Raw genomic sequence first — 25,044 nt, forward strand, 5'->3', positions numbered from 1 at the left:
TCCGACGGGCAAGAGCCTCTGAACCGGGAACACATCACGTGTTCCTGGTGAATAGGCTCGGTTCCTGAACCCGGCTTTTCGATTCCACTTAGCGGTGGCTGGCGCAAGCCCTCCACGCACCCGGGGAGACACAAAAGATCCCCAAACCCGAGGAAGAACCTTTTCCCCTCTTTTCTTGTCCCGGCATTTAAGCTATAATAGTACCATCATTGACATAATCGAGGTATTCACTATGGACTATCAGCATCTGATCACATTTATCATGGAAATGCTGGGCACGATAGCCTTCGCATCCTCAGGCGCTATGACGGCTGTGGAAAAAAACATGGACATCTTTGGCGTCAGCGTGCTGGGTGTGGTCACCGCCACGGGAGGCGGGCTGATCCGGGATCTGGTACTGGGAATCACGCCGCCCGGCATGTTCCGGGACCCGGTATACGCGCTGGCGGCCATCGTCACATCCTGCTGTCTGTTCTGGATCTTATATGCGAAAAAAGAATGGTTGTCCGGAGCTTTCCGGACAACCTATGATAAAATTATGCTCGCGTTCGACGCGGTGGGGCTTGGAATCTTTACCGCGGTAGGTATATCCACCGCGGTGCAGAACGGGTATCGCGATAATCTGTTCCTGCTTGTATTCGTCGGTACCATAACCGGTGTAGGCGGCGGTATTCTGCGCGATGTCCTGGCGGGCGAAACCCCCTACATATTTGTGAAGCATGTATACGCCTGCGCCTCGATTGCCGGCGCTTTGTTCTATATCCTGTTACAGGAAGGTTTCGGACAGGTTACCGCTATGTTCGGCGCTTCCGCCCTGGTGATCCTGCTTAGATTCCTGGCCGCCCATTATAAATGGAATCTGCCCCGCCTAAAGGGGTCTGACTGATTTTACTCTTCGTACAATATTTTTCCAGCCATATCTCCTGCCCACATAGCCGTGTCCGGCTGCCATTCTTTTTGAATGGTTTCCTTATCGGCACCGGTTCGGACCATCTGTTTGTTTTCCAACCGCTCTTCTGTCATTTGCGCTTCCATTGTCTCAATATCATAATCCACGGATATCCGCGCCGTCATTTGCAGAGATCCATTTTCCCACCTGTATTTGGCATAACCGTAGCTGTCTGCGCTATTTCTCCAGCTGGACAATATCTCCTGGTCCGCGCTGTTTAGAACCGGATTCCGGATCTCCTGAAATTCCGGAATTTCTTCATATTGTTTGGCAGCCGGATTCCACAGATAACAGGCATAATATTTTACGCCCTGGTTTCCGTACCGTCCCAGATCCAGGAGGATATCATCACTGCCGTCGAAATTTACATCCTCCAGCAATACTTTTCCGGTAAACGCAGCCGGTTCATAGCTCAAATCATATGAATAGGAAATGTTCTGCAGCTCATTATTCTTTTTATCCGTTACGGTTATCTGCATTTGGGTTATGGTTGTAATGTCTTTCCAGTCTGCATTTTCATCCCTGACCGGCTGTACGTTATATTCAAGCTCCGAATCATCATCCATATCGTCTGTCTGCGTTCCATCCTTCGGTGCGGATTCATCCGGCAATGCACCGGTGTTTTGGTTTTTGGCTTCCTCCTCTCCCCCATCCTGGCTTTCCGCCGCCGGATTGCTGTTCCTATGCTTCGGCGATTCATGATCCGATTGGTTGCATGCCGTGAGAAACAGCAAGGTAAAAACACAGAAAAATATCATAATTTTTTGATTCATATAGTCCTCCAACGTTTGTGGTATCGGTATCGTAATATTATACTTCTCCACCGCCCATTCGTAAAGCAATTGGCGCAAGTCCTGTCTCATTACTTTCTGTCTCATATAAAGTATACACATGTATAAGCAGGTCGAAATGTAGGGTACCGGGTTTTAATTCATTGACGAATCGCACCGCTAAGCACTATAATTATAGTTATGAATTGTATAACCGGATGCTTCTCAGCACTTCCGGGACGCTTTGTTTGGACAGATGACTTAAAATATCATCGGTTTTTATCACCGATAATGTATCAGGGATGGGATTTTATGAACAATCAAATAAATAACGCGGCCGTCTATATCATTGATTCCGAATTCCGGATTCTTTATTTTAACCAGGTTTTGAAGAAATGTTATCCCGAATTGCGCATTGGAGAACTCTGCTTTGCATCCATCTGCGCGGAGAGCCACCCCTGCCCGGGCTGCCCGCTGGTCTCCGGCAGAACAGAGGGCACTATTTTTTACAACAAATGCCTGAGAAAGTGGGTGGAGGTGAATACCGCCCGCTTTGATACTGTCGATGATAAGGACTGCAAAATCATTCTGGCCAGGGAGATCAAAGAAGACAACCGGAATTTATTCTATAATTTAACGAACCTCTCCACCTATGATGAGCTGTTCGAACTGAACCTGACAAACGACAGCTACAAGATCCTCTATCATATGGATGGGAAATATGTGATTCCGGCCCCCGAGGGCCGGCTCGAAGCCATGATTCAGGAGGTCGTCACAGGAATGATCTATCCGGATGACCGGGATGCCTTCCTGGCCTTCTGGAATCTGGACAATATTTTACCTCGTTTAGCGCAGGATGGCCGTGATAATATACTAAGGGGCCAATTCCGCAAGAAGAAGATGGACGGGACCTGGTGCTGGGTTCAGCAGACCGTCGTGCCTTTGTGTCAGGGGGATAAGGATGACCAGATCCTTATGTGTTTTATACAGGATATTAATGAGGAAAAGCTGCGGGAACCGGAAAATGAAGATGCCGCCCAGGCTCCGTTAATCTTAGATCCGCTGACCGGACTGTATAACAAGACCGACTTCTTCCGTGTGGCGGATTCCGCTTTAAGACGCGGGGACGGGGTTTCCTGGTGTTTGATGGCCATCGATATCGAACATTTTAAGTTATTCAACGAATGGTATGGGATAGAGGCCGGCGATACCTTCTTAAAGGAAATTGCCGCGGAATTAAAAAAGGCCCAGTCTGACGGCGTGATCGCCGGCTATCTGGGCGAGGATGATTTCGGCGTTCTGGTTCCGAACCGTCCCGGGCTTTTGGAAAAACTCCAGAACCAGGTCACGCGCTGCGTCCTGCAATACGGGGACAACGCCGGGTTTTTACCCGCCTTTGGCCTGTACGCCGTTAAGCAGTCTCCGCTGCCGGTCAGCACCATGTACGACCGCGCGTCTCTTGCCATGTCCAAAATCAAGGGGAATTACGCGAGACGCGTATGCTGGTATGACGACAGCATGTTTCTGAAAATGGAAAATGACCATATGCTCCTGACCCAGGTGCAAAAAGGGCTGGAACGCCATGAATTCACCTTCTACGCCCAGCCGAAATGTAATATAGCCACCGGCAAAATCGTAGGGCTGGAATCGCTGGTGCGCTGGAATCATCCTCAGCACGGCGTTGTCCTTCCCGGCGCTTTTATTCCCACACTGGAGGAGTACGGATTCATTGCAAAGCTGGACCTCTATATCTGGGAAGAGGTATGTGTGAATCTAAGGCGCTGGATCGACAGCGGACACCGTCCCATCCCCATCTCGGTGAACGTCTCCCAGGTGGATGTGTATACGATGGACGTAGCGGAGTCCTTACAGAATCTCGTGGAGCGCTATGATCTGAAGCCGGAGCTTTTGGAGATTGAGATTACGGAGAGCGCCTACGCGGAGGAATTCCAGATCATAACAAACGTGGTGGACAAGCTTCGAAGCCTGGGCTTTACGGTACTCATGGACGACTTCGGCAGCGGCTATTCGTCCCTTAACATGCTCAAAGACGTCCATGTAGACGTTCTTAAAATTGATATGAAGTTCCTGGAGATGGACGAGCAGAGCGCCGATAAAGGGATCAGCATTCTGGAATCGCTCATCAGTATGGCGCGGCTGATCGGACTTCGCATCATCGCCGAGGGAATCGAGACCGCGGAACAGCTGGACTTTTTATTAAATATGGGTTGTATGTACGGACAGGGGTATTATTTCTATAAACCCATGCCTATTGAAATCTTTGAACCGCTGCTGGCCAACGAAGACAATCTGGATTTCCGGGGAGTCATGCCTCAGAAATTACAGCGGCTCAGCCTGAAAGAGCTGCTGAACGAGGATCTGATGACCGAATCCATTATCAATAACATATTAGGCGGTATCGCTTTCTATGATGTCTACGAGGATCAGGTGCAGCTGCTGCGGGCTAACGAGCAGTACCGGCGGATTACCGGCGACGATCTTCTGGAGCCTGCTCCCGGTCACAAAACTAGACTGGACAACGTCTATCCGGAGGATCGGGCTAAAACTATGGATATTTTCCTGCAGGCCCGCAAAAATATTCCCAACGGCGCTTTGGGTGAGGTCCGGTATCTCAGGGAAGATGGGAACACCATATGGCTGCAGCTTCGGATCTTTTTCCTGAGAGAGCAGGACGGCCACAGCCTGTATTACGGAGCGGTCAGCGATATCACCGTTCAAAAGCAGCGGGAACAGCTGCTGATCAACTCGCAGCGGGCGCTGTCCGCTGTGGTGCATATATCGGAAAATGATTCTTCCTTTATGAAACTGACGGAGGAAAACCGGCGGGCCGCCGCCTCTATTTTCGCGCAGATGAGTCCCGGCGGTATGATCGGCGGCTACTGTGAGGACGGCTTCCCTCTTTATTTTGCCAACAATGCCATCGTAAGTCTGATGGGCTTTGATTCCTATGAGGAACTGGAACAGGCGATCCAGGGAAAGGTAATCAACACGATTCATCCCGACGACCGGGAAGCTGTGGCCCGGGATATCGGCCCGGAATATTATCCGGGACTGGAATATACCACCACCTACCGGATGCCGAAAAAAGACGGCTCCTGGTTCTGGACCCTGGACAAGGGACAGGTAATCCGGGCGGAAGACGGAAGGCTCGCCATTGTCAGCGCCTGTACCGACATCTCCGAAACAATGGCTGCCCAGCGTCAGCTGGCCGAGCGAAACGCCCTGCTTCTGCGTCAGAATCAGGAACTGAATTTCCTGTATAACGATATGCCCGGCGGCTATCACCGCTGCGCCAAGACAAAGGACTATGATTTTATCTACATAAGCAACCGTTTTCTGGAGATTTTCGGTTATACGAGGGAGGAAATCAAGGAGCTGTTTGACGATAAATTCCTCAATATGGTGCATCCGGACGACCGACCCCTGGTAAACGATGGTGTCAACAGCCTCCAGGAAAACCGCGGCAACGAAAACCTGGAGTATCGTATGCTCAGCAAGCACGGTTACATCTGGGTCGTCGATCAGAGCCGCTATATGGAATACCGCGGCAATCCGTTTCTGCAGGGAGTGGTTATGGATATCACAGAAACGGTGATGCTTCGGGAGAAAATGAAACGGCTCGAAAAGGGTGCTTCGTAATTCCCCCGTTTGATATCCACATTGAGATAAACAAAGGTGTCCCATTTGAACAGCAAAGCTGCTGCACATTCGGGACACCTTTATTTTTGCCGTGTTATATTTAAAATTCGTTTCGCCGCAAGACTTATAAGTGTTACATTGCTTTCTCCTTCTTTACCACTCTTAAATTACAGATGCCAGATCCACACTATTTTGCAGGTATAACCACTTTGCAATAATCAAATCTTTGCATTCTTGTGCCGAGTTTAATTGCAGAAGTTCATCTGCTGTAAGGCAAACAACATAAAGATGTTCAGACGCCAAGCGGGAGATCTCTTCTTGGGCATCCTCTGTGAGGCCGTTTGACGCGAACAAAATAGCAGTCTTATTCCCCTTCATATTGGAAATATGTGCAATATTCCGGATCTGATGAATATTAACATGAGTTGTCCAATTCTTACATTCTACCAAAATGTACGCACCTAACTGCCATATCTCATCATCCAAAGAAGTATTTACCACACTGAGGTCTATTTCTTGAGCACCTGCCCGGATGCGGCGGCCAGTTATTTTAAAGCCTTCAACATTAGAAAGCATATATGCCGCAGTATCTTCCCAAAGTGTCCCCTTTTTATATGTATCTTTTTCATCGACAGCATGATTGATTAATTCATGAAACTCTGAGGCCAAAAACCTTTGCTGCGGCATCTGAATATCCACCAACTGCCACAAATACGGCAAATAAACATATCTTGTGTTTATTGTTTGATACATATCTTTGGAAATTACCGGTTCGTCATCTCCTTTGAGAAATTTGCGAAAATCATGAATGTATTGCAAAAGAATGTTCCAATACTGTTCTTTGGAGATGAAAGGCGGCGCATTCATTGTTGTACATATATTCTTTTCAAGAATACTCAGGAAATGTTCATACACTTTTGATATACCGGGCACATCCCACTCTTTATCGGAAACTGCGCACAGATATATAAATGCTTTATGCCATTCTTCGCAGATGTCGTTTGGCTGGAACCATTTGCCATAAGAATAAATGGGATTTAATAAAATGGATTGTAAGTTTGAAGAACAAAAAGCTTGTAAGTCATCAGGGTGCAGTGTTTCTTTCATGTATGGGGCTTCTTCGCTCAATAAAACCTGGTGTCCTCCCTCAAACAATAATCTCCATGCACCTGTTTGTATTTCGGGAAGTGCCGCAACAACTTTTCTGCCAATAAAATCACGCATAAAAAAAGAACGAATCATTAATTGTTTGCCGCAAAGTGCGGGAGACTCACGCTCCAACCATAGAGAACATATTCCGTTAATAACTGAATCTCCTATTTCGTTTGATAAATGATTGCAGCATATTCCGCCGACGATAAAATCATCGTAATCATAATACATACGTTTAGGAAAATGGCCGGGCTGTTCACAGAAAAACTCTTGCACACACCGATGAAAAATATTTCCTGTTTTGTCTAGTTTGCTTGATGCTTTTTTAATTTTCTTTCCGGAGAGAAGACGTTGATAATTTGACTTTAGTTCATCTTCAATAATACTTAATACCTGGTTTACTTTTTCCTTTATGCCGGCAACGGCAAAAATATGAACAACCTTTGTATCTTTATCGGCTTCTTCAGCGGTCTTCATTAATTGCTGATAAAATCCATCCTCAATATGGTTGTATGTGTTGACCTGTTGCGTATATAGCATTCCATCCTCTTCATATCCGTTAAGGTATAGGTGCAATAGTCCGGCAGAAGAAATCAATTCTTTCATATGCTTACCTCCAGATAAAGTAAAAACCGAAAGGAAATCCGCTTGCCTTTACTCTCATAAAGGCGAGCGGATTCCCTGTAAAGCCACTTGCTATTAATCTCTTTTTGAAAGGTTCGATGAGCCCTCCGAGAGCTGAGAGTATTTCTACCTTTACTCCCACTCGGCAAGTCCCCATCTGTTCTTAAACATATTTATTTAAGTTTCATATAGGAAATGCCTTTATTTTATCTCAATTACACATTTTATTCTGGCTTACTGATTTTCTGTTGCCAAAGTGTTGCCACGCTGTTATTATACATAAATTGTTCCAACAATTCAATTCTTTTATCAGAACAAAATACTTGTAATATCTTGGCACCTGTCAATCACACGATATATTTCAACATAATCTTTTTTGATAAGATAAAGTGTAATATAGTTTCCATGTATCAGATACTTATAATCCGTTTTGAAGCTCACTCTCTTTGACAAATCTGATCCCATTGTTGGAAATTCCTGTAAATTTTCAAAACTTTTATAAATTTGCTCTACTGTCTTTCTTGCCGCTTCTGCATTATCCTCTGCAATATAATCCCGAATTGCCTTCAAATCAGCCACTACAAGAGGATTAATCCTTAGTTTCATCAATCGTTATTCCTCCATTGCTGATTTTAACTCATCAAGGCTCATCCATCCTTTTTCATCTGCAACTGCTTCTTCTGCTTCCTGCAATTTAGCTAACAACTTTTTCTCTGCTCTGTCTTTTTCGTAATCCTCAATGTCAAGAACTACAAATCTTCCTCTGCCATTTTTCGTTAAGAAAACTGGCTCTCCTGGCTGACAATTTTTGAGAACTTCATTATAATTTCTCAAATCAGATACTGGTAAAATACTAGACATATCATCAACTCCTTCTCTGATATTATTTCATTGTTCATCTGTATTATACAACGGATTGCTGTAAAATTCAACTTAAAATTTTACAGCATCAATTCAAATTAAGTTCCACCCATACGTGGAAGTTAATTAACGAAACTAGAGTTTGCCCTGACAAGCCCCTTCCATGGAAGTTACTCTGATTAAAAATCATTTGTTTTACGTATCTGCTGCCCCATCCCCTCACATCTGGGCTTCTCTTTTAGTGACAAAGCCACGTTTCTGTGTCTGCCTGCGTTCCCCCATCCAATCGGTATAACGGAACACCACACGCCATTTATCTCCGTCTTTATATACAGCCATTAAATCACTCCCTTTCTTATTCGCTGTAACATAGTTTCTTGTTACACTAGACATAAGCAAATAAGTTTAGTATGTAAAGGAGAATGATTATGGCAATCGGTCAACGTATTCGTCTTTTCCGTAATAGAAAAGAAATGGCTGGTATTCTTGGTGTCAGTAACTATGCCCTCAATGTGCCAGATATTGATACTTACTTTGGTTTGATACACACCCTTTTTGCATTGGAAGATATGTACTGGATAAGTCCATTACCGCCCCCGGTTCTACGCTTTACAATATGCTTGAGTCTTGGCAGACACAGTCCGCCAAACTGCAAGCAGGAGAAATCACAAAGGAAGAATATGACGAATGGCGGTATAAGTACCCAGAGTACGAAACCTCACATCATTTTGCAAAGGTCATTCCGCAAGGTTTAAGTGATATGCTCGTTGAACTATGAAGAAAGAAGAAGCACAAGAAAAACGAGAAGCGAAAAAAAGAAAGAAGAAATGAGCATAAAAATAACCTTACCGACTTTCATATTTTGAAAATCAGTAAGGTTTTTTTATGTCATATTAAGATAAATTTATTCTTTGAGTGAGAGCCAAATGTTGCCAAATCGTTGCCGAAACTTAATCAGATTTGTTTAGAAACCGCATAAACACTGGGTTTGTTTTTCTCAAAAATCACTCCCACTCGAGGGGCAGATCTTAATTTCCTGTGATAAAACGCACTTGTAGTTCGCTTTTCATCCATATAATTCACGTTTTTCAGCCTTTCCAAAGCGTCCATGACTTTTTTGTAGCCAGATTGTAGCCACGAATTTATAGTTCACCTCAAAGCCAATTGCAACTACTACAAATGAATGAACAAGTCAAATGGAGGACCCAATATGGAAAAATACATTTATGACAACACCAATGGCCTTTGGTATGAGCTGAACGGGGACTACTACATTCCGTGCCTGACCATTACCGAAGCAGAGCAGCTTCCTATCGGGGTATGGGGTAGAAAACATCTCCAGTACCTCAAGGAGTACAGACCTGTACTCTATGCCGATCTCACGCTCTCCGGTAAGCTCTACAGCTATCTTGCTGAGATTGATACCCAGGCTACCACCCGACTCAACATCATCGTCCAGCAGCTCTCAGAAGCCCAAGGAATCACCGAAGAACTGAAGGCCCAGGATCATATGGCATGGGTTGGTGCCATGAACAACATCCGCAGTTGTGCCAAGGAAATCATCTTCAAAGAACTGATTTACGAGGAGGTTTCCGCATGAAGATTTTAGAAGAATTCTGGTATGGCAATATCGAGCCGTCTGAGCTTGATAGACCTCCCAGCAAGGAATATAAAGAATCGCTTCAACCAATTTGCCGCAATGAGGAAAAGCTGCAAGCCACCTTTACGGATGAACAGAATGAGCTGTTTTCCAGATATGTGGACTGTGTACGAGAGTTCCAAGCAATGTCTGATTGCCTGCTGTTCCAGAGTAGTTATCGTCTGGGGGCCAGGATGATGCTTGAAGTCATGGAATAATAACCGAATCTACGATCAGCCGAGTAGCGATTAGCCACTCGGCTGATTTGTTTATATCTTCCACTCGTCGTCATATTCCATCAGCGGCATGGGCATAATTAGCTTGCCGTTATTTTGTTCACTTTTCTTCTGCTCTTCCACATGAACACATAAAGACAAACAAATAATCGCTTCTCGGACAATGTGTAGTAATTCCAAAGTTAATGCTAAGAGTTCATCTTCGGTCACATATAAAGCAAGATCATCCACTTCTCCTTTAGCCCTTTCAGGAAACCAACCATTAGTTACTTTCACATACTTATGTTCAAGTGCATTGCGCACCTCACTTATACGCTTAAGGCGAGGATTAGGAGAATCTTCAAACTTATCATAAAAATCCCTACTAATCCAATATAGCGATGCTAATGCAAAGTTTTCCGTGTGATTGAGTACATTTTTATAATTGTAGCGGTTTTTTCCTTTTCCAAAGCCAGTTAACCATATATGATTGAAACTCACATCTCTTTCGTGTATCCCCAAGTCAAAATAAGAATTCAGAAAGTATGCGATTTTGTCAAATAATCCATACAGAAATTTGAAAGCAGATTTTATTTGCTCGATGCGTATCCCATACTGTGGATAATCTGCAAAATTGATAAGATGGGTGTCTTTATCTGCATAGTGTACTTTGTCCCGAATTTGTAAAGACGAGTAGTACTGATACCTCGCATACACATATTCCTGCTTAATTTGATTAAACATTCCGTGAAAAATGGGTTTTGCATCTATAGAAACAACCATGCTTGGAAGTTGTAAGACATCTGAAGCAAAACACAATTCTGCTACTGGTAAATCATTTAGTGTATTCAAAAACAAACTGTTTTCTACGGCCCATCCTCGATATAATTTTTCCTCAATATTCTCATAGGAGAACTGAGGGATTTTCAGGTCCTTTTGCAAAAATTCTTCAACATATGCAGGAATATATTTGGAGATTGCTTTGGCAAAACATTCTTTAGCTTCTTCATAAGTATTGGGATCTTTACATACAATAGCATTTTTTAACAGAGAATATGCAAAGTGATGGAAATAGTCTTGATGCCCGTCATCATAGTCTATAATACCATAATCCTGATATACTCGACCAAGGTTTCCGAGTGCCATACCAAAGTCACTATGGATATGCAATGCTTTTTTATACTGAGAGATTGCTTCGATTTTTCTCCCACATCGGCTCAATGTATTTCCGTAGTTTGTATATAAAAGCCGCTTAAACCCATTTACAAAAGGCATATATTCTCCTTTAGAGAATTCGGGCGCTTCAATATAATCTATACTTTTACGAAAGCAATATAATTGTTTTCGTAGCGATTCTTCTGGCGATATTCCTTTAGCTTTCGCAAAATCGCTATATACCGTGCCGATAGAATAGTATAGTCGTGCCTGTGAAGCAATATCTACATTTAGCAAAACGACCTCTAATTCATCTAATATTGTTTCAAGTTTCTCTATATAGCCAGCGATTGTTGCGTCGTCGAGGTTTTTTGCATATCTTTCTGATTTATCTGAGAATGGGTTGATATATTTTTCTTTTTTCATAGATTCCTCCACGCCGTTGCATATCAAATACGTTGCTCTTGAGATAGTACATAATTGCAGCAAAAAACCGCTCCAATGACTCGCTCGATATCCAGGTCTTCCAATCCAACACGCTTAAGCATCTGAGCGTATGTCAAAATCTCTAAGAAATGTATCTTTTGAGCATCGACATCAGTGAACATACTGGAGAAACCTCCATGAGCAACAGCTCCCCTTTGCCCAGCTAAGAATGTTGCAATTGTTTTAATATCCTTGTCCTGTATATGACCTTTTAATCTAAACTCAGATAAATAGAAAATATACTCAACAGACCCATCCAATGCGTTATGCAAAACATGATATGCATTTATTATTTTTTTAGTTTGCCCCAATTGTGTTCCTAATTGCAATATACGCTGCTTAGCATTTTCTATGAAACTGATATCTTCTTGTTTTAAACTTTGCGTTGGGAGGGCTTCGATTTGAGAAATAATAGCATCTTTAATTGTTTGTACTTTGGTTGCCTCCGCTTTTTCAAATAAATCTTTATTTGCATGGCACTCTGCTTCAAAGGCAGCAAAAATATTCATGTAATCAACAGCAGAATAATCTCTCCCTCGAAACCTTAGGCCTTCACTTGGATAATGAAAAAATGTATAGTCGGTATTTTGAGCTGCAAACTGAAGAAATTGCTGTATGTACGGTCTATAACATCCGTATTCCACCTCATGATTACTTCTATAAAACTTTTCTTGATCTAAGGATAAATCACGTAAATAACCGTTGTAACTTTTGTGCCCTTGTTCTGTGGTGAGCAAATCTACTCTTAATTTCCCACATTTTGTATCATATCGGATTATCTGCAAGAATCTTACCAACACACGATACAGACGATATATATACGTTATATCAGATGTTTGCTCAAAACTAACTGTTAACTTGGGATGTAGCATTAAATCGCTGGCTATTCCCCAACGCAGAATATCTCCAAAGGAAAGGGTAATGGACACCGGCTTTTCTTCAAATATGATTTCCCATGACTCAGCTAATTCATTGTTATAGATTACATCTACAACGTCTTTATTTTCGGTTCTGTTTCGATCAAAAAAATAGCGAGAAGGACTGAAAAAATCGTCAACGGTTTCTCCTGTCATTTCGAAAGCAATAAATGAGTCTTTATGACACCGATTTACAATGTATTTGGGAAAAAGCTTAATTGAATGGTTCATCTCGAAACTCATTCGCTCAACGAAGGCTATAGAATTGTAGCCTAAAGTCCCTTTGTATTTTAGAAGAAAATCTTTGTCCTCAAAATGTGGTCGTATTCTTTTTATTTCTTCTGGATTTTTTGGTAGTATAAAGATATAGCCATTTTCTTCTATCAAAATACACTCAGTCTCATGAAATGTAATATGACAAGTATCGTTCATATAGGCACTCCTTTCGTGTTCGAAATAATACCCAATTTATGCTCCCTTATCATGGTGTGGAGTTGAATTTTCGTTTGTTCTGCACTATAATAAAGTTGGAGGTGGGCATATGATTATGTTGAATCAGCCCTTTAATGGGCAACTTGGAGAAATATTAATAGACAAAATGGCGGGATCGTATAATAAGCTCACCATCTTGTCGGCATTTGCAAAAAATAGTGGTGTCCTTCGACTGAAGCCCGCATTAGAACAGTTCAAAAGTGCTGGCGGACGCATTGAAGCCTTCATAGGCGTTGATGCGCACGGAACCTCTTATGAAGCGGTTCTAAATCTTTTTGAACTGTGTGACGAACTATACATTGTGCACTCGGAAAGTCCCTCAACAACTTTTCACTCAAAAGTCTATATGTTATCCAATGATATCCCTGAAAAATGGATAGCCGGTGGTTCAAACAATTTGACCGGTGGCGGTTTATGGACAAACTTTGAAAGCGCAACATATTTTGATGTTACTCAGGAAACAGAAAACTGTGTAAACGAACTTGAAAATTTAATTATCCGGTATAAAGATCCTGCGTATGATTGTTCTAAACTCATTACTGCAAAAGAAGATATTGATGAACTTCTTGCTGAGGACTACTTACGCAGTGAAATGCGCATTCAAATGACTGCACGTACTGAAGGACAGCGTCGCCCCGCTAACACAGCAAATCAACAAGTTCGCCTTTTTGGAACCCAAAATGGAATTCGTCTTCCAAGGCTTACACAGCAACCTACGGGAACAGTCATCCGAAATCGCCGGGGACAAGCAGATGTGCAAGCCATCATGCCCATTATTGCCAACAATGACTCTGAACGCATGTGGTTTGAAACACGTTCTTTAACTGGTGGCTCTCGCAATATCCTTGATTTGTCAAAGCTTGGCACTGTGACCAGCGGTACTGCCGCAGGAACTCGTTATGAAACCGATACTGAATCGATTATTTTAGGCGGTGTTGCCTTTTTTGATGTTGATCCTGAAGATACCGAAACTGAAAAAACAATTACCGTAAACTATAATGGTATAGATTATGAGGAATGTGTAATCAAGTTCCCTACAGGCGACAGAAGCAACGGTTCATGGCGACTTCAGCTAAAAGGGAAGTCTTCAACAGGACAGAAAATTCACACTGTAGGAGGCACAGAATGGCTTCGTTTTAAAATTGTCGTTTTTGAAAAAATTCGTACCGACTACTATGGTATATCCGTATTAGATGAGGATCAATTAGCGCAATTGGAAAGCCAAAGTCGTGTTGTGGCTACAAATGGTTCTGCTGTAGATTCAAAAAAGTACGGTCTTTTATAATTGTTTAACTAATACGGGGTTGCAGCTCAATGCAACCCCGTATTTTTCAATATTTGGGGAAAGTGCTTTGTATCTCGCTATAGGTTTGTTCACTAAGGTTGTATGCTTTGGCAAAGAACGTATCAAGCATTTTTCTTACTTCAATAAACGTCAAGTCTGCATCTAAATCATATACTTCGTTTTCTATGTTTTTAAGAAGTCCTTCCAAACGGTCTTCATTTTTCAGTAGGTAGTAAACACACGAAAAAATATGATTTTTCAAAGTACAGGTCTTCTTATTAAAACATAGTTGCTGATCATAACTTGCTTTAGAAGGTACCGGGATCTGCTTGATAACACTTTGTGTCAAATCAATTCCAGGCATTTTCAGACGAACAAAATAATCAAACGGGAGTGAGTTGAACAGTGCCAGCATCATAAGTAAATCTTGCATGTTGTCAGTCTGAAGCATTTGAATGGATTGACAAGTCGGACAAGACGGAAGAATCATCGCAATCGTAGTTCGGGCATTTGTTGGTGAGGTAAGACTTCTCCAGCAAAGAGAATATGCTTCATTATACTGTGCAGTGTACTTATCCCAAAGATTTCTTTCAACAAAGAATCTGCTTTCCGGAAGTGGCTTTATTCCATCTATTTCAACATTCTTTGTCGCTGTTGCTTTGGCAGCATATTTTTTGCTATCCGACATACCCGAAAATGTTGAATATCTTCCATCATACTGTTCGATGAACTTGCCTTCATAAATTGGAATGTTGCCATCTTTTTGCACAGTATCAATCTGCTTAGCGTGTGCAGTTAGATGTATCAATCGTCCGAAATGGCACTCAGGATAAACTTCCTGGAATAGAGGTAAACGATTATGTATTTCAACTAACACTTTTAGATCTTCTGTGCATGAAACATTGGGAAGCATTTTTGTGAATGGGTTGATTGCTACAACATCACTCTCATTTACAATTACTTCTGAGCAGGTGCATATATCCGACGGAGCCAACATGCCAGCCGAAAAAGCAAAGGAGGCTTGCTTGATCTTCGACATTGTAATAACTGCAAATCTTTCTCTTGAATCAATGTTGAAGATTTTGTTTTTGTTCTCAAAAAAATAAAGTGTAACTAAAGCTTTTTCTCTAAGGAAGTAACTCCATAAGCCCTTATGGGCAGGCGCTGTGACCAGTGTGCTCTTTACAATCAACGAGCATACTCCTGTTTCCGATATCAAAGAATAAGCTAGCTCTGTAAACAAAACATATGTATTTAGCTCACCAGAAACAGCATGCTTAATAAAGGGATGTTTATATGCTTTACTGCACATCACTTTATAATCGCCAGATATTTCAGTGACCCATTTCGAAAGTTCGGGCCAAGTATAATGAAGCTCTTTTACTGCCTGTTCTCTGTCGTCCTTTTTTGCAAGCTTAGAAATCTGTGGTTCATAGCAAGAAAAGAACTTTCTTTCTTCAAAACGTGTTTTTTCCCAAGGAGGATTTCCCAATATGATGTCAAATCTTAATTCTTCAATAGAAGAATAGTTCACACCCATTTTCGAAGCATAAATTCTATTTAGAGCAAATAACTCATTCTTGCAGTCTAAGCTTTCTTGGGTATTCGAAGAAATTAACGGGTTGCCGAGCAAAAAATGGCCAGCGATTTCTTTCCAATCTGCCACATTAGAAGTCTTCAAAAGTCTACAGATTGTTATCTGGAGTGCAATTGGATCTACATCCATTCCCCAGAAAAACAGTGCAGAAACCTCGGGATCAATACAACATTCTTTTTCTAAATACTGTTGGGCCGCCCAAAAGAACTCTCCTCCTCCACAGGACAAATCGGCGATTCTAAGCGTTCTGCCTTTTTGAGCAAGCAATGACTTTGATTGTTTTGTTGATAAAGCTTTATGTACAACAGATTCTGCAAGCTGGTAAGGCGTATAATACGCTCCTGTTGTATCTCGAGAAGTTTTTCCTTCTTTTATATTTACTTCCATCTGCGATATACACAGCTCTACACTAAGAATACATTCTCTTAGTATGGAAAGATTCGGTTTCTGCTGATAGATTGCGTTTGCAAGATCGTCTATCTGTGTTCCCAGAAGGGTTGCATAATCTTTCTCAAATTGCCTAATGGACTCTGGCATAATTCCCAGAGAAACAAGATCTGATATATTTGTTGCGTGTTTCTCACTAAGAAATAAGCAATTTACTTTTGAAATGGTTAGAAAAATCAAATTATGCCAAACAATTTTAACCGACATTATATCGGAATATTTATTGCTAAATATCGTCCTGATTAGTGGCAGCAATTCTGATGTAATATGAAAGGCTAAACTATTCATCCTTTCCCTCCTTTCGATAAACGATTCTGTTTTGACTCGGAATGAATTCAAAAACAGGTGATTTCATTAGTGCTTCAAAATGAACATCGTTGAATTGTTCGATAATCCAATTTTGAACAAACTCCACTTGCTCCTTGTTGTCTATCCCGATTATCTTAGTCAGCTCGTCCATGTTCATGGAGACAGGCGTGTAAGGATACCCCAATGCAGAAACAACAACAGAATGTAGATATAGATTTTCATAGCGTTCCTTCATGATGGAAGGATAGAAAGCCTGATCAGTAAACACCTTGTAAATATTCTCACAGGAAATGTTGAGTTTCTGCGATATATACTCAAGAAGTCCATCACATCCTAAAGCTTTTTTTTCGCTCTTTGTTCGAACTGTATTACAATTACTGTCGATACTCTTTTTTAGAATACTTTCTAATTCTTGGAGATCAACAGCTTCATCATTTGCTTGAAGAAACACTTTCTTGCTTCCGATAGAATTGTTAATAGCTTCAAGATCTTCCACTGAAAGCAACAATTCTTTTTCGATATAGGCATCAATATGAGCTTCCAATTGCAATTGTGTCCATTCATCATTTATGTCTTCCATAAACCAGCGAAACGCCATTTCTTGGTATGTGTAGTCCTTAGAATGATGGAGTGGCATAAACTCAATATTACAAGCTCGTTTAGCAAGGCGATGACGTTTGGCTTCAAGGCAGCGCTTTCCGTACTCGTCTAATTCTGTAGATTGCATTATGTTCAAGCACGTAGGAAGCTTTGCAATATATCCAGCAGCAATGGTTAGCTTTGGAGAGAGTAGGCGAATATAATATGCGGCGATTCTCGAATTAAGGAAAGCTAAATGGGCATTTGTTTTGCCTTCCTTAATTCGTATTCCTGGGCCGGATGCCACAAAAATTTGACCAGGTAATAATTTTCTTACATTCAACCCCGAAGTTCCAGTATCACTAAATACCATTTGAGTCTGATCGAAATAGCTGGCGTTTCTTATTGCAGATCCTTTTGTTGCTTTAATATACTGCCCATCTTTTCCCCACTTGACGCAATAATGGTTCAACCCGCACCAACGAGAATATCCTCCGCCTTTACTAACCAGAATCCAATCTTTATCGTTAATGTGGTTCCAATAGAAATCAATCAGTTCTTTAGCATTTCCTGTTGACGTTCCCTGCATAGGGATGGCATATTCTTCGTATTTCTCGCTTGATACCAAAAGGGTTCTTAGTCCTCGGGAACTAATCATATCAAATCGAGAACCTTCATTGTTGAAAATGTCACTCTGTAGTATTGTTTTTTCAAAATTTATATCATCTTTTTTATAAGACAATAAGCTTTCTTTGGCTGTTAGTTCCATTGTTTTTAGAGATATCAACCTAACAGCACTACCATTCTTAGGTTTTGTTTTTCTGTAAAGCAATAGGGCCACATTGGATTTTTCTCCACTTAAATCATAAAATGCATCAGATCCAAGCTCCCAGACTTGATCGATTGAGCAATCCGATAAAAGAGTCTGTCTTAGCTCCTCAAAACTATCCAGATACATCCAACTATTCTGCGTAACTAACCCAGCAATACCCTCATCTTCAAGAAGTTTATAAGACAATTCAATAAAAGCATTACACATATCACATTTTGACTTTGGATAAGCATCTTTTAAATATTTTTTCAAGCTTTCAGGCATACCTTTGATTGTTTGAAAAGGAGGATTTGTGACAACTGCGTCAACACCGAAAAAAACCATATTGGAGTTATAACTTCGCAATTCGCCAACTTTCAACACTTCAAAATCGATATTTGTGATATCCAAGGCACCTGGAACAGTATCTCTTTCGGGATAATATATGTTAGGAAGAAAGCTTTCAAAATCTTCTACATCAATCGTGTGACCGTGCTCAGAAAGTATAGCAAGGCACTTCAAACGCAAATTAATGGATGCAACAAGTGCTAATGTTTTATCAATTTCATATCCGTTTAATTTTGACAACTCATTCTGTAAATAAAGCATGTTGCTTTTTTTATCATCAAGAGAATACTTTTCTGCCAAAACATCTAAACAATATAAGAGGAAGTTACCACCGCCGCATGCAGGATCTAACACCTTTTTTCGTGATACTAAGTCAATAGAATCAACAAGAGTTGTTATCATGTATTTTTCTGTAAAAAACTGAGTGTTACTATACGATGCACCTGGATCAACCTTATTAGCATATTGGTAGGCCCAAGACAAAGCATCATCGCAGCAGAATGGATTATCTTTAAGAAACTCTCGAATGTTAGCTCGAATTACCTCATTTCCTTCATACTCTATTAAATTATGTCGTGTTATTCTTTCTAAGGCAGCATTTACGCTACTGTTGTAATCATTTCTCTCAGCTTTAGTAATATAAAACTGCATCAACTCTGATGCAAACAACATTACAAATGACAGCTTTGCATCATCATGATCCAAACCATGAAGTGACATCTTCTTCATACCAGCTGTTGTAATTGCTTTGATTCGATTACGAGCTGTTCGTATAGGATTCTTAAATATTTTATCATCTTTTACTTTTTCAGCTTTAATTCGGCCGTCAGCAGGCTTCTCGGCATCAGTAGGGATAATCCACATATTTCCTACTCGAACAGCATCATCTATTCTATTAGATGCACAGAGTATTTGTACTCTTCTCTTTGTTATTCCCCATTTTTCAGCAGCTTCATGTGCAGACATATATTCCATATCAACCACCTCCGTCAATATTATATTCCCTAATGCGAACAATGTCAATCATTATTGCTCATCACATATCATGTGTTGCGACTACCCATTTTTTCAAGGGGTTGTCGCTATTTTACCGCTCAATCCTTTCTTCTGTTCAATATCGGGCATTATCCCTTTTGTGCGCTGTGCCATACCCTTTCCCGAATAAATGCCACAAATTATTACGGGAAATCACATCCTCGTAGGTGCGAATCCTTTTACGGAGCCGGTCATTCTCCTGCTCCAAATCTGCTGTGCGAAGCTGACCACGGACGGACTTATATTGTGCCAGCTCATCCTTGGTCGCAGTAAGCTCTGCTACCAACGATTCTATTTTTGCCTTCAGATCAGAAATGGTTTTCTTGGCATCCTTCAGAAGCTTTTTGAGCTTACCTTCCTGTTTTTCCTGCACCACATATTTCTGTGCTGCTGTCACCAGTGTTTGATAGTCCTCACGCTCAACAGCTACTTTGGATGTCAGGGGGAGGGGCTTGGCTTCAATCTGCTCCACAGACTTGATAGAAACCTGTTGCTGCTGAACACGCTCGATGGTTTGCTCCAGTTCGGCAAGCTCCTCTTTACGCTTTTCACGCTTAAATTCCAGCACACTCAGATGCTCCCTGTGTTCGCCTTTTTGCTCCCATTCGATACCATGCTCCAGCATAATTTCTGCAAGAGTTTCTTTTTCTTTCTGTACCCACAGATCACGCTCGGTCAGAGAACGACCCTCACCGGTAATGCCCTGGTCGGCAAGTGCCTGTTTCAACGACACACGAGTAGAAAGTCCACGCTTGCTCCCGGTGGTAAATGGGATAAAGTCGATATGAATATGTGGCGTTGCTTCGTCCATGTGCAGATGTGCCGAATATACATGAAGCTGAGGATTTCGTTCCACAAAGCTGTGATAAAACTTATCCAGAACGATCTTTGCAAGTTCTCCGTTTTCACTGGCAGCTGCCATATCATCCTTATTACCAATTTGAAAAATTACTTCATAAAACGGCTTTTCCTGTTTGCCTTTACAGATTTTTTCGTAGTAATTATCAACATATCGGTCTTTGCGTTTTTGCTTTGCGTTGAACTCAGCAAGGGCTTCATCGAACAGATTGTGATACGCTTCCTCGATAGGTGTGTAGCAATATTCGATGTTCAAGTGCGTTCTAGTCGGGTCCACATTTTCTGCAATATAGGTTCGACGATTATGAGCAACGACACCATCGCCGGACATGGCACTGATTGTTCTTTTTATAGTCATCACCTCCATAAGAGTGATAAGTTTAGTCAAACTTATTTTCGACGCTCGGCGGCGGGTTTTGTTACTTTTGCCAAAAGTAATGCAAAAGCACTTTTGACAGCCGAGCCATCAAAAGAGCATTGCGCTCTCCGAGGGGTGCGGGTCGCCAGTGGCGACCTTTGCCGTCCTCACGGTCAGAAGCACCGACCGAGCCGACAGGCAAGACAGTGGCATCTGCGGATGCCTTGCCGCCTTTTTTCGGTTTGTATGTGGTACCCAAACGCTCAAAAAGCGGTGTGACCAACAGCCTTTCCGCCCCCCGATTGCTTCAATTCTGCCGCCCACAAAGCAGAGCAGATTTTGAAAATACACTCTACCATCCATCTCAAAATCTGCGGGTTTTCTTGACTCAACTTGTTGAGTCGGGGGACAGGAGATGCGTGGGGATAGCCGCCAATGCCTTTCGCCTTGTCTGCCGAGAACAGGAGCGTGGCACGCTCCTGTCATAGCTCCCAAGGAGAAGGAGTCCAACAATAGCTTTGAGGAACTCCACGTTCATCCAAGTAACGCTGACGGGCTGCTTCACGCTCCTCTGTGGTAGGAGCCGTCTTGTATTTGGCATACAGCTCATGCCTGACCAGTGCATCCAATTTCTACTCTAAGCCAAAGCGGATATCTTCTTCATAGCCATCTTCCATCATCGAGTGATGCTGGATCAATGACAGAAATAAATCAAAGGGTATTTGCACATTCTTCACTTCGTATCTCTTCCTTTCCGTGTCGGTGGTGACGATGGTGACGGTGTTTTAGACACCGCCACTACTATCTAATTCATCGTCACACCGTCACGCATCGTCACCTTCAAGGTGATAAGCTTCAATTTTAATCAGCCTTCCGTTGTGTGTGCGGGTGTTGCTGTACATGACCCAATGCTCCTCACGCAAACGCCCCACATTCACGTTCAAGTGCCTTGTGAGCTGGTTTGGCTTCATATCCACCTGTAACGCCTCAACCAGTTCTGTGGGACTACCTTCCCATAACCATTGTTCGCCCGATACAAGGGCTTCCACCTTGTACAGAACGGGATCTGGCATCGGCACCCACAGCTCTCGTTCCACATCATCCAATTCCCACTTTAGGGAATCAAGGTCACGTTCCAGAATCAACTTCTGATCAGGTTGGTCTCTGCCGGATACTTCGATCGATGCTTTATTTCCTGAACGCTTTTCTTTCTCCATGATGAACGCCCCATCCGCTGCTCCCAGCAAACCGTTTGTACCTGAGATTCGGTCAAAGCTATCGTCTGCCTGCTGCTTTCTTGTATGATGTACAATCAGCAGACAGAGATTGGATTCATCTGCAAATGCCTTTAATTGTCCGATAATCTCATAGTCGTTAGCGTAGCTGTATTTTTCATTGCTGGCTTCACGGATTTTTTGCAGTGTATCAATGATAATCAGTTTCGTGCCTGGATGTTCCCTTACAAATCGCTTTAACTGTTCATATAAACCAGTTCCCAGCGATTTGGCACAAGTGGCAAAGTGGAGGTTGTCTGTGCCTTCCACACCAAACATACGGTACAGTCTCTCCTGAATACGCCTGTAATCATCCTCCAACGCCAGATACAGAACTGTACCTGGATTGACAGAATAATCCCATAATGGGAGACCTAAGCTGACATGATAGGCAACCTGTGCCATGAAGAACGATTTACCCACCTTGGGTGCGCCTACGAACAGGTATGCTCCCGGATACAGCAGATTTTCTATAATAGGTCTACGGCTTTCGTATACTGTCTCGTAAATCTGATTCATGGTCATAGTCGGAAGATAGGATGGCTCGGACATACGAAGCATCTGCTTCAAATATTCTTCGCCATGTTTTCCGTTATCGAAGTTGAAATAATCGGGTTCTTCTGCTATAATTTCTTCTGTTACATAGGAAAGCGGCTGCTCCCCATCTGCGCCAACAGATGGAACCGGGGCGGCCGTTTTTTCTTTTTCATTCATCAAATCTCGTCACCTCCAATCTGCAAGCCATAAAACTTCTGCTTGAAAAACTGAATCGGGCATTTGCCTGCAATAGTGATATAGCCCATTTCTTTCAGTTCCTTGTTCAGATCCCTTACAATCTGATAGGACTTGCTACGGCTGATGTTCATAATCTTCTGAATTTCCTCTGCGGTAATAAACTGTGCTTTCATGGTACCTCCTGTCGCATAAAACTATGGTTTGCGTATTTTTGGTGCGTTCATTTTTCTCGAGTTTCTAAAATACGCACTTTAGGTTCATTTTTATTATAACCAATCAGAACTGGCATCTATGCTCGGTAAGTCTCTGCGTACTGTTCAAAAGTACGAGACAGGCGAAATCGAGGTGTCCGTTGTTGTGGTCAATCATCTGGCAAAAATATTGGATGCTTCTCCTACCTACATCCTTGGGTATGAGAACAATACAGCGCCAATCAGCAGCATGGCAGACATCTTAAGCTTCCTTTTCCAGCTCAATAAGGTCTCTACACTCAACTTTGATATTGATGTGCAGAAACCTCCTCGTAGCAGCGACTGGACCTGTTCCATTCGCTTCAATGGAAGGGATATGGATGCAGCACACAATGCTGATATGTGCCTTGTTTTGGAGCAATGGGAAGAAATGAGGGAGGAACTGCGCAGTTACTATGCTCCTTATGCCAAAGTACATAAGTGGCAAGATCAGACCATTGCACACTACGTGGGGGCTTCCGTTGAATGTGTGGAGCCTGAAGAACTAAGCGAGGAAGAACGCTTAGCTCGACATAGAGCCTACCTTGAAAAGCAGTACGGCTCACAGGAATAATATTTTGAGGTCTGACATGAAAAGCAAAGGAGATTTTTATGTCAGTAACAAAGGACAAAAACACAGGCAAATGGATGTCCCAAGTCCGCATTAAGGATTGGACTGGAAAGGAGATCCGCAAAAAGAAAAGAGGCTTCTCTACAAAAAAAGAAGCCTTGCAATGGGAACGTGATTTATTGAAAAAGTCGTCTGGCAGTGTCGGTATGACATTCGGTGATTTCATCGAAATCTATCAAAATGATGTATGCAGCCGCCTGAAATTGACGACCCAAGCCAATAAGCGTTTCTTGATCGAAAGCAAAATTACACCGTATTTCAGCAAACTACCGCTGAACGCCATCAAGCCAACGGATGTGCGTAAGTGGCAAAATGAGCTGATGGAGTTTAAGGATGAGAAAGGCAAGGGATATTCTGAAACCTATCTCAAAACCATAAACAACCAGCTTACGGCGATTTTCAACTATGCGGTAAAGTTCTACCACCTTCCCGAAAATCCCTGTCATGTGGCAGGAAGCATGGGCAAGAAAAACGCAGAGCCAAAAGAGTTCTGGACACCCGAAGAATTCGGCAAATTTATTGTTGCCCTAAAAGAAACTCCAGAAAGCTACACCATGTTTATATTGCTCTACTTCACAGGTATCCGTGAGGGCGAAATGTTGGCGTTGACTCCTGCGGACATCGATTTTAACCGTTCAACAGTTCGCATCAAGAAAAACTATCAGCGTGTAGAGGGCAAGGATTACACCACTTCTCCCAAAACACACAAGGGCAATCGCACTGTTGTTATGCCGGAGGTTATCAAAAACTGTATGGCCGAGTACATGGAGAAGGTCTATGATCTGAGACCCAGCGACCGCCTGTTTCCGTACAACAAAACAAGGTTGTACCGAGACATGAAGAAAGCTTGCGAGAAATCCGGTGTGAAGAAAATCAGGGTGCACGATATTCGTCACAGCCACGCCAGCTTGCTGATTGACATGGGCAGTTCACCGCTTCTGGTAGCCGAGCGTCTTGGCCATGCACGTGTTTCCACCACCATGGAAGTTTACAGCCACCTGTTCCCCAACAAGCAGGCAGAAGTAGCCAAGCAGCTGGATGAAGTAGCAATTTAACCTTTGGCTACAAAAAAACAGTCTAATGTAGCCAATTTGTAGCCAGTAAAAAGCAAGAATCCCGGAAAACCCTGTAATATCAAGGTTTTCCGGGACTCGGAGACACTTATTTAATTACTCCCACTCGTTGTTGGGCATCGTGTTTAACGGATTTTGCTTCATAAATTTGATACCTCATTTTTTTGATTATTTGATGTGTCCATATTATCCAGCCTATACGATGGGCTGTTATCAAATTGTTATCGGTGGTGATAACGGGGGGTAGCAGGGTTGTTGTTTTCTCTGGTGGTTTACAACTACATTTTACCACGAAAGGCAGGGAAATGCAATAACCATCCTTGCTGTGGCGTATCAAGGAATCTTACTGAACATATGGCGCACCTTGTCCAGGCGGTTGTTTGGACGGCGGGGCTGGATGACCGGCTGGCCGACAGCGGCCTGATACCCTTTTAGCTCTGTAAGGCATACGCTCTGCCCGTTGGTGTAAAAGGCCAGATCAGTACGGTATGCCTGTATACAGCGGGCGGGAATCTCGCCAGTAAAGACAACTTCATCCTTTTTTACCTGGGCCG

General features: G+C 42.5%; 18 protein-coding genes and 3 pseudogenes. 8 read left to right on the forward strand and 13 right to left on the reverse strand.

Annotated elements, in window-relative coordinates:
* Positions 1–232: 232 nt before the first annotated feature.
* The gene (locus tag KTH89_RS23215; RefSeq protein ID WP_238723282.1) at positions 233–886 is read left to right on the forward strand and encodes a trimeric intracellular cation channel family protein; all 654 of its coding nucleotides are present in this window, start codon (positions 233–235) and stop codon (positions 884–886) included.
* Between the two features lie 2 nt (positions 887–888).
* Here the strand turns inward: KTH89_RS23215 and KTH89_RS23220 are convergent, their stop codons facing one another.
* Positions 889–1,722, reverse strand: a complete 834-nt coding sequence (locus KTH89_RS23220; protein ID WP_238723283.1) for an XAC2610-related protein — start codon at positions 1,720–1,722, stop codon at positions 889–891.
* 309 nt (positions 1,723–2,031) lie between these two features.
* On the opposite strand from KTH89_RS23220, the gene KTH89_RS23225 reads away from it, so the two are divergent.
* Positions 2,032–5,379, forward strand: coding sequence for an EAL domain-containing protein (locus tag KTH89_RS23225; RefSeq protein WP_238723284.1), 3,348 nt, complete (start codon positions 2,032–2,034; stop codon positions 5,377–5,379).
* Positions 5,380–5,541: 162 nt separating this feature from the next.
* On the opposite strand, the gene KTH89_RS23230 is transcribed toward KTH89_RS23225, so the two are convergent.
* The 4 genes and pseudogenes from KTH89_RS23230 to KTH89_RS23245 form a co-directional block, all read right to left on the reverse strand.
* Positions 5,542–7,137, reverse strand: coding sequence for a restriction endonuclease (locus tag KTH89_RS23230; protein ID WP_238723285.1), 1,596 nt, complete (start codon positions 7,135–7,137; stop codon positions 5,542–5,544).
* A 327-nt stretch (positions 7,138–7,464) separates the two neighbouring features.
* Positions 7,465–7,764, reverse strand: a complete 300-nt coding sequence (locus tag KTH89_RS23235) for a type II toxin-antitoxin system RelE/ParE family toxin (RefSeq protein ID WP_238723286.1) — start codon at positions 7,762–7,764, stop codon at positions 7,465–7,467.
* Positions 7,765–7,767: 3 nt separating this feature from the next.
* Positions 7,768–8,016, reverse strand: coding sequence for a type II toxin-antitoxin system prevent-host-death family antitoxin (locus KTH89_RS23240; protein ID WP_238723287.1), 249 nt, complete (start codon positions 8,014–8,016; stop codon positions 7,768–7,770).
* 225 nt (positions 8,017–8,241) lie between these two features.
* Positions 8,242–8,355 (reverse strand): annotated as a pseudogene (locus KTH89_RS23245) (Arm DNA-binding domain-containing protein); the annotation flags it as partial.
* A gap of 89 nt (positions 8,356–8,444) precedes the next feature.
* On the opposite strand from KTH89_RS23245, the gene KTH89_RS23250 reads away from it, so the two are divergent.
* The 3 genes from KTH89_RS23250 to KTH89_RS23260 all read left to right on the forward strand — a co-directional run bounded on the left by KTH89_RS23250 (position 8,445) and on the right by KTH89_RS23260 (position 9,873).
* The gene (locus KTH89_RS23250; RefSeq protein WP_330656735.1) at positions 8,445–8,771 is read left to right on the forward strand and encodes a hypothetical protein; all 327 of its coding nucleotides are present in this window, start codon (positions 8,445–8,447) and stop codon (positions 8,769–8,771) included.
* 455 nt (positions 8,772–9,226) lie between these two features.
* Positions 9,227–9,616 carry a TnpV protein gene (locus KTH89_RS23255; RefSeq protein ID WP_238723288.1) on the forward strand — a complete coding sequence of 130 codons (390 nt, stop codon included), beginning with the start codon at positions 9,227–9,229 and terminating at the stop codon, positions 9,614–9,616.
* A complete protein-coding gene (locus tag KTH89_RS23260) occupies positions 9,613–9,873 on the forward strand; it encodes a DUF6809 family protein (RefSeq protein WP_238723289.1) in 261 nt (86 codons plus the stop codon). Before KTH89_RS23255 ends, KTH89_RS23260 begins: the two co-directional genes overlap by 4 nt.
* A 51-nt stretch (positions 9,874–9,924) precedes the next feature.
* On the opposite strand, the gene KTH89_RS23265 is transcribed toward KTH89_RS23260, so the two are convergent.
* Together KTH89_RS23265 and KTH89_RS23270 are read right to left on the reverse strand one after the other, a co-directional pair.
* On the reverse strand, positions 9,925–11,451 hold the full coding sequence (locus KTH89_RS23265; protein ID WP_238723290.1) for an LA2681 family HEPN domain-containing protein: 1,527 nt from the start codon (positions 11,449–11,451) through the stop codon (positions 9,925–9,927).
* A 23-nt stretch (positions 11,452–11,474) separates the two neighbouring features.
* Entirely contained in the window at positions 11,475–12,860 is a 1,386-nt protein-coding gene (locus KTH89_RS23270) for a hypothetical protein (protein ID WP_238723291.1), read from the reverse strand.
* Positions 12,861–12,969: 109 nt separating this feature from the next.
* Here KTH89_RS23270 and KTH89_RS23275 point away from each other — a divergent pair, with 109 nt between their 5' ends.
* Positions 12,970–14,205 (forward strand): phospholipase D family protein, encoded by a 1,236-nt coding sequence (locus KTH89_RS23275; RefSeq protein ID WP_238723292.1) that lies wholly within the window; start codon positions 12,970–12,972, stop codon positions 14,203–14,205.
* 46 nt (positions 14,206–14,251) lie between these two features.
* Here the strand turns inward: KTH89_RS23275 and KTH89_RS23280 are convergent, their stop codons facing one another.
* From KTH89_RS23280 to KTH89_RS23305, 5 genes are all read right to left on the reverse strand, one after another.
* Complete coding sequence (locus KTH89_RS23280; protein ID WP_238723293.1) at positions 14,252–16,537, reverse strand: Eco57I restriction-modification methylase domain-containing protein; 2,286 nt, start codon at positions 16,535–16,537, stop codon at positions 14,252–14,254.
* Positions 16,530–19,271 (reverse strand): HsdM family class I SAM-dependent methyltransferase, encoded by a 2,742-nt coding sequence (locus KTH89_RS23285; protein ID WP_238723294.1) that lies wholly within the window; start codon positions 19,269–19,271, stop codon positions 16,530–16,532. Before KTH89_RS23285 ends, KTH89_RS23280 begins: the two co-directional genes overlap by 8 nt.
* A gap of 136 nt (positions 19,272–19,407) precedes the next feature.
* Positions 19,408–20,547: a plasmid recombination protein gene (locus tag KTH89_RS23290; protein ID WP_238723296.1), complete on the reverse strand. Its 1,140-nt coding sequence runs from the start codon at positions 20,545–20,547 to the stop codon at positions 19,408–19,410.
* Positions 20,548–21,371: 824 nt separating this feature from the next.
* Positions 21,372–22,535: an AAA family ATPase gene (locus tag KTH89_RS23300; RefSeq protein WP_238723300.1), complete on the reverse strand. Its 1,164-nt coding sequence runs from the start codon at positions 22,533–22,535 to the stop codon at positions 21,372–21,374.
* Positions 22,535–22,729, reverse strand: coding sequence for an ICEBs1 excisionase (locus KTH89_RS23305; protein WP_238723297.1), 195 nt, complete (start codon positions 22,727–22,729; stop codon positions 22,535–22,537). Before KTH89_RS23305 ends, KTH89_RS23300 begins: the two co-directional genes overlap by 1 nt.
* A 106-nt stretch (positions 22,730–22,835) precedes the next feature.
* Between KTH89_RS23305 and KTH89_RS23315 the strand changes: the two are divergent.
* Both KTH89_RS23315 and KTH89_RS23320 read left to right on the forward strand, forming a co-directional pair.
* Positions 22,836–23,360, forward strand: a pseudogene (locus KTH89_RS23315) (helix-turn-helix domain-containing protein); the annotation flags it as partial.
* Between the two features lie 38 nt (positions 23,361–23,398).
* Complete coding sequence (locus tag KTH89_RS23320) at positions 23,399–24,472, forward strand: site-specific integrase (RefSeq protein ID WP_238723299.1); 1,074 nt, start codon at positions 23,399–23,401, stop codon at positions 24,470–24,472.
* Between the two features lie 351 nt (positions 24,473–24,823).
* On the opposite strand, the pseudogene KTH89_RS23325 reads toward KTH89_RS23320, so the two are convergent.
* A pseudogene (locus tag KTH89_RS23325) lies at positions 24,824–25,044 on the reverse strand (tetracycline resistance ribosomal protection protein Tet(W)); the annotation flags it as partial.

The organism is Diplocloster agilis, from assembly GCF_019042275.1.
Classification (GTDB): domain Bacteria; phylum Bacillota; class Clostridia; order Lachnospirales; family Lachnospiraceae; genus Diplocloster; species Diplocloster agilis.

Coding starts and splice junctions, on each gene's coding strand:
- KTH89_RS23215 (WP_238723282.1), top strand. CDS start 233: ATGGACTATCAGCATCTGATCACATTTATCATGGAAATGCTGGGCACG.
- KTH89_RS23260 (WP_238723289.1), top strand. CDS start 9,613: ATGAAGATTTTAGAAGAATTCTGGTATGGCAATATCGAGCCGTCTGAG.
- KTH89_RS23265 (WP_238723290.1), bottom strand. CDS start 11,451: ATGAAAAAAGAAAAATATATCAACCCATTCTCAGATAAATCAGAAAGA.
- KTH89_RS23300 (WP_238723300.1), bottom strand. CDS start 22,535: ATGAATGAAAAAGAAAAAACGGCCGCCCCGGTTCCATCTGTTGGCGCA.
- KTH89_RS23280 (WP_238723293.1), bottom strand. CDS start 16,537: ATGAATAGTTTAGCCTTTCATATTACATCAGAATTGCTGCCACTAATC.
- KTH89_RS23275 (WP_238723292.1), top strand. CDS start 12,970: ATGATTATGTTGAATCAGCCCTTTAATGGGCAACTTGGAGAAATATTA.
- KTH89_RS23255 (WP_238723288.1), top strand. CDS start 9,227: ATGGAAAAATACATTTATGACAACACCAATGGCCTTTGGTATGAGCTG.
- KTH89_RS23270 (WP_238723291.1), bottom strand. CDS start 12,860: ATGAACGATACTTGTCATATTACATTTCATGAGACTGAGTGTATTTTG.
- KTH89_RS23230 (WP_238723285.1), bottom strand. CDS start 7,137: ATGAAAGAATTGATTTCTTCTGCCGGACTATTGCACCTATACCTTAAC.
- KTH89_RS23250 (WP_330656735.1), top strand. CDS start 8,445: ATGGCAATCGGTCAACGTATTCGTCTTTTCCGTAATAGAAAAGAAATG.
- KTH89_RS23320 (WP_238723299.1), top strand. CDS start 23,399: ATGTCAGTAACAAAGGACAAAAACACAGGCAAATGGATGTCCCAAGTC.
- KTH89_RS23240 (WP_238723287.1), bottom strand. CDS start 8,016: ATGTCTAGTATTTTACCAGTATCTGATTTGAGAAATTATAATGAAGTT.
- KTH89_RS23290 (WP_238723296.1), bottom strand. CDS start 20,547: ATGACTATAAAAAGAACAATCAGTGCCATGTCCGGCGATGGTGTCGTT.
- KTH89_RS23225 (WP_238723284.1), top strand. CDS start 2,032: ATGAACAATCAAATAAATAACGCGGCCGTCTATATCATTGATTCCGAA.
- KTH89_RS23220 (WP_238723283.1), bottom strand. CDS start 1,722: ATGAATCAAAAAATTATGATATTTTTCTGTGTTTTTACCTTGCTGTTT.
- KTH89_RS23305 (WP_238723297.1), bottom strand. CDS start 22,729: ATGAAAGCACAGTTTATTACCGCAGAGGAAATTCAGAAGATTATGAAC.
- KTH89_RS23285 (WP_238723294.1), bottom strand. CDS start 19,271: ATGGAATATATGTCTGCACATGAAGCTGCTGAAAAATGGGGAATAACA.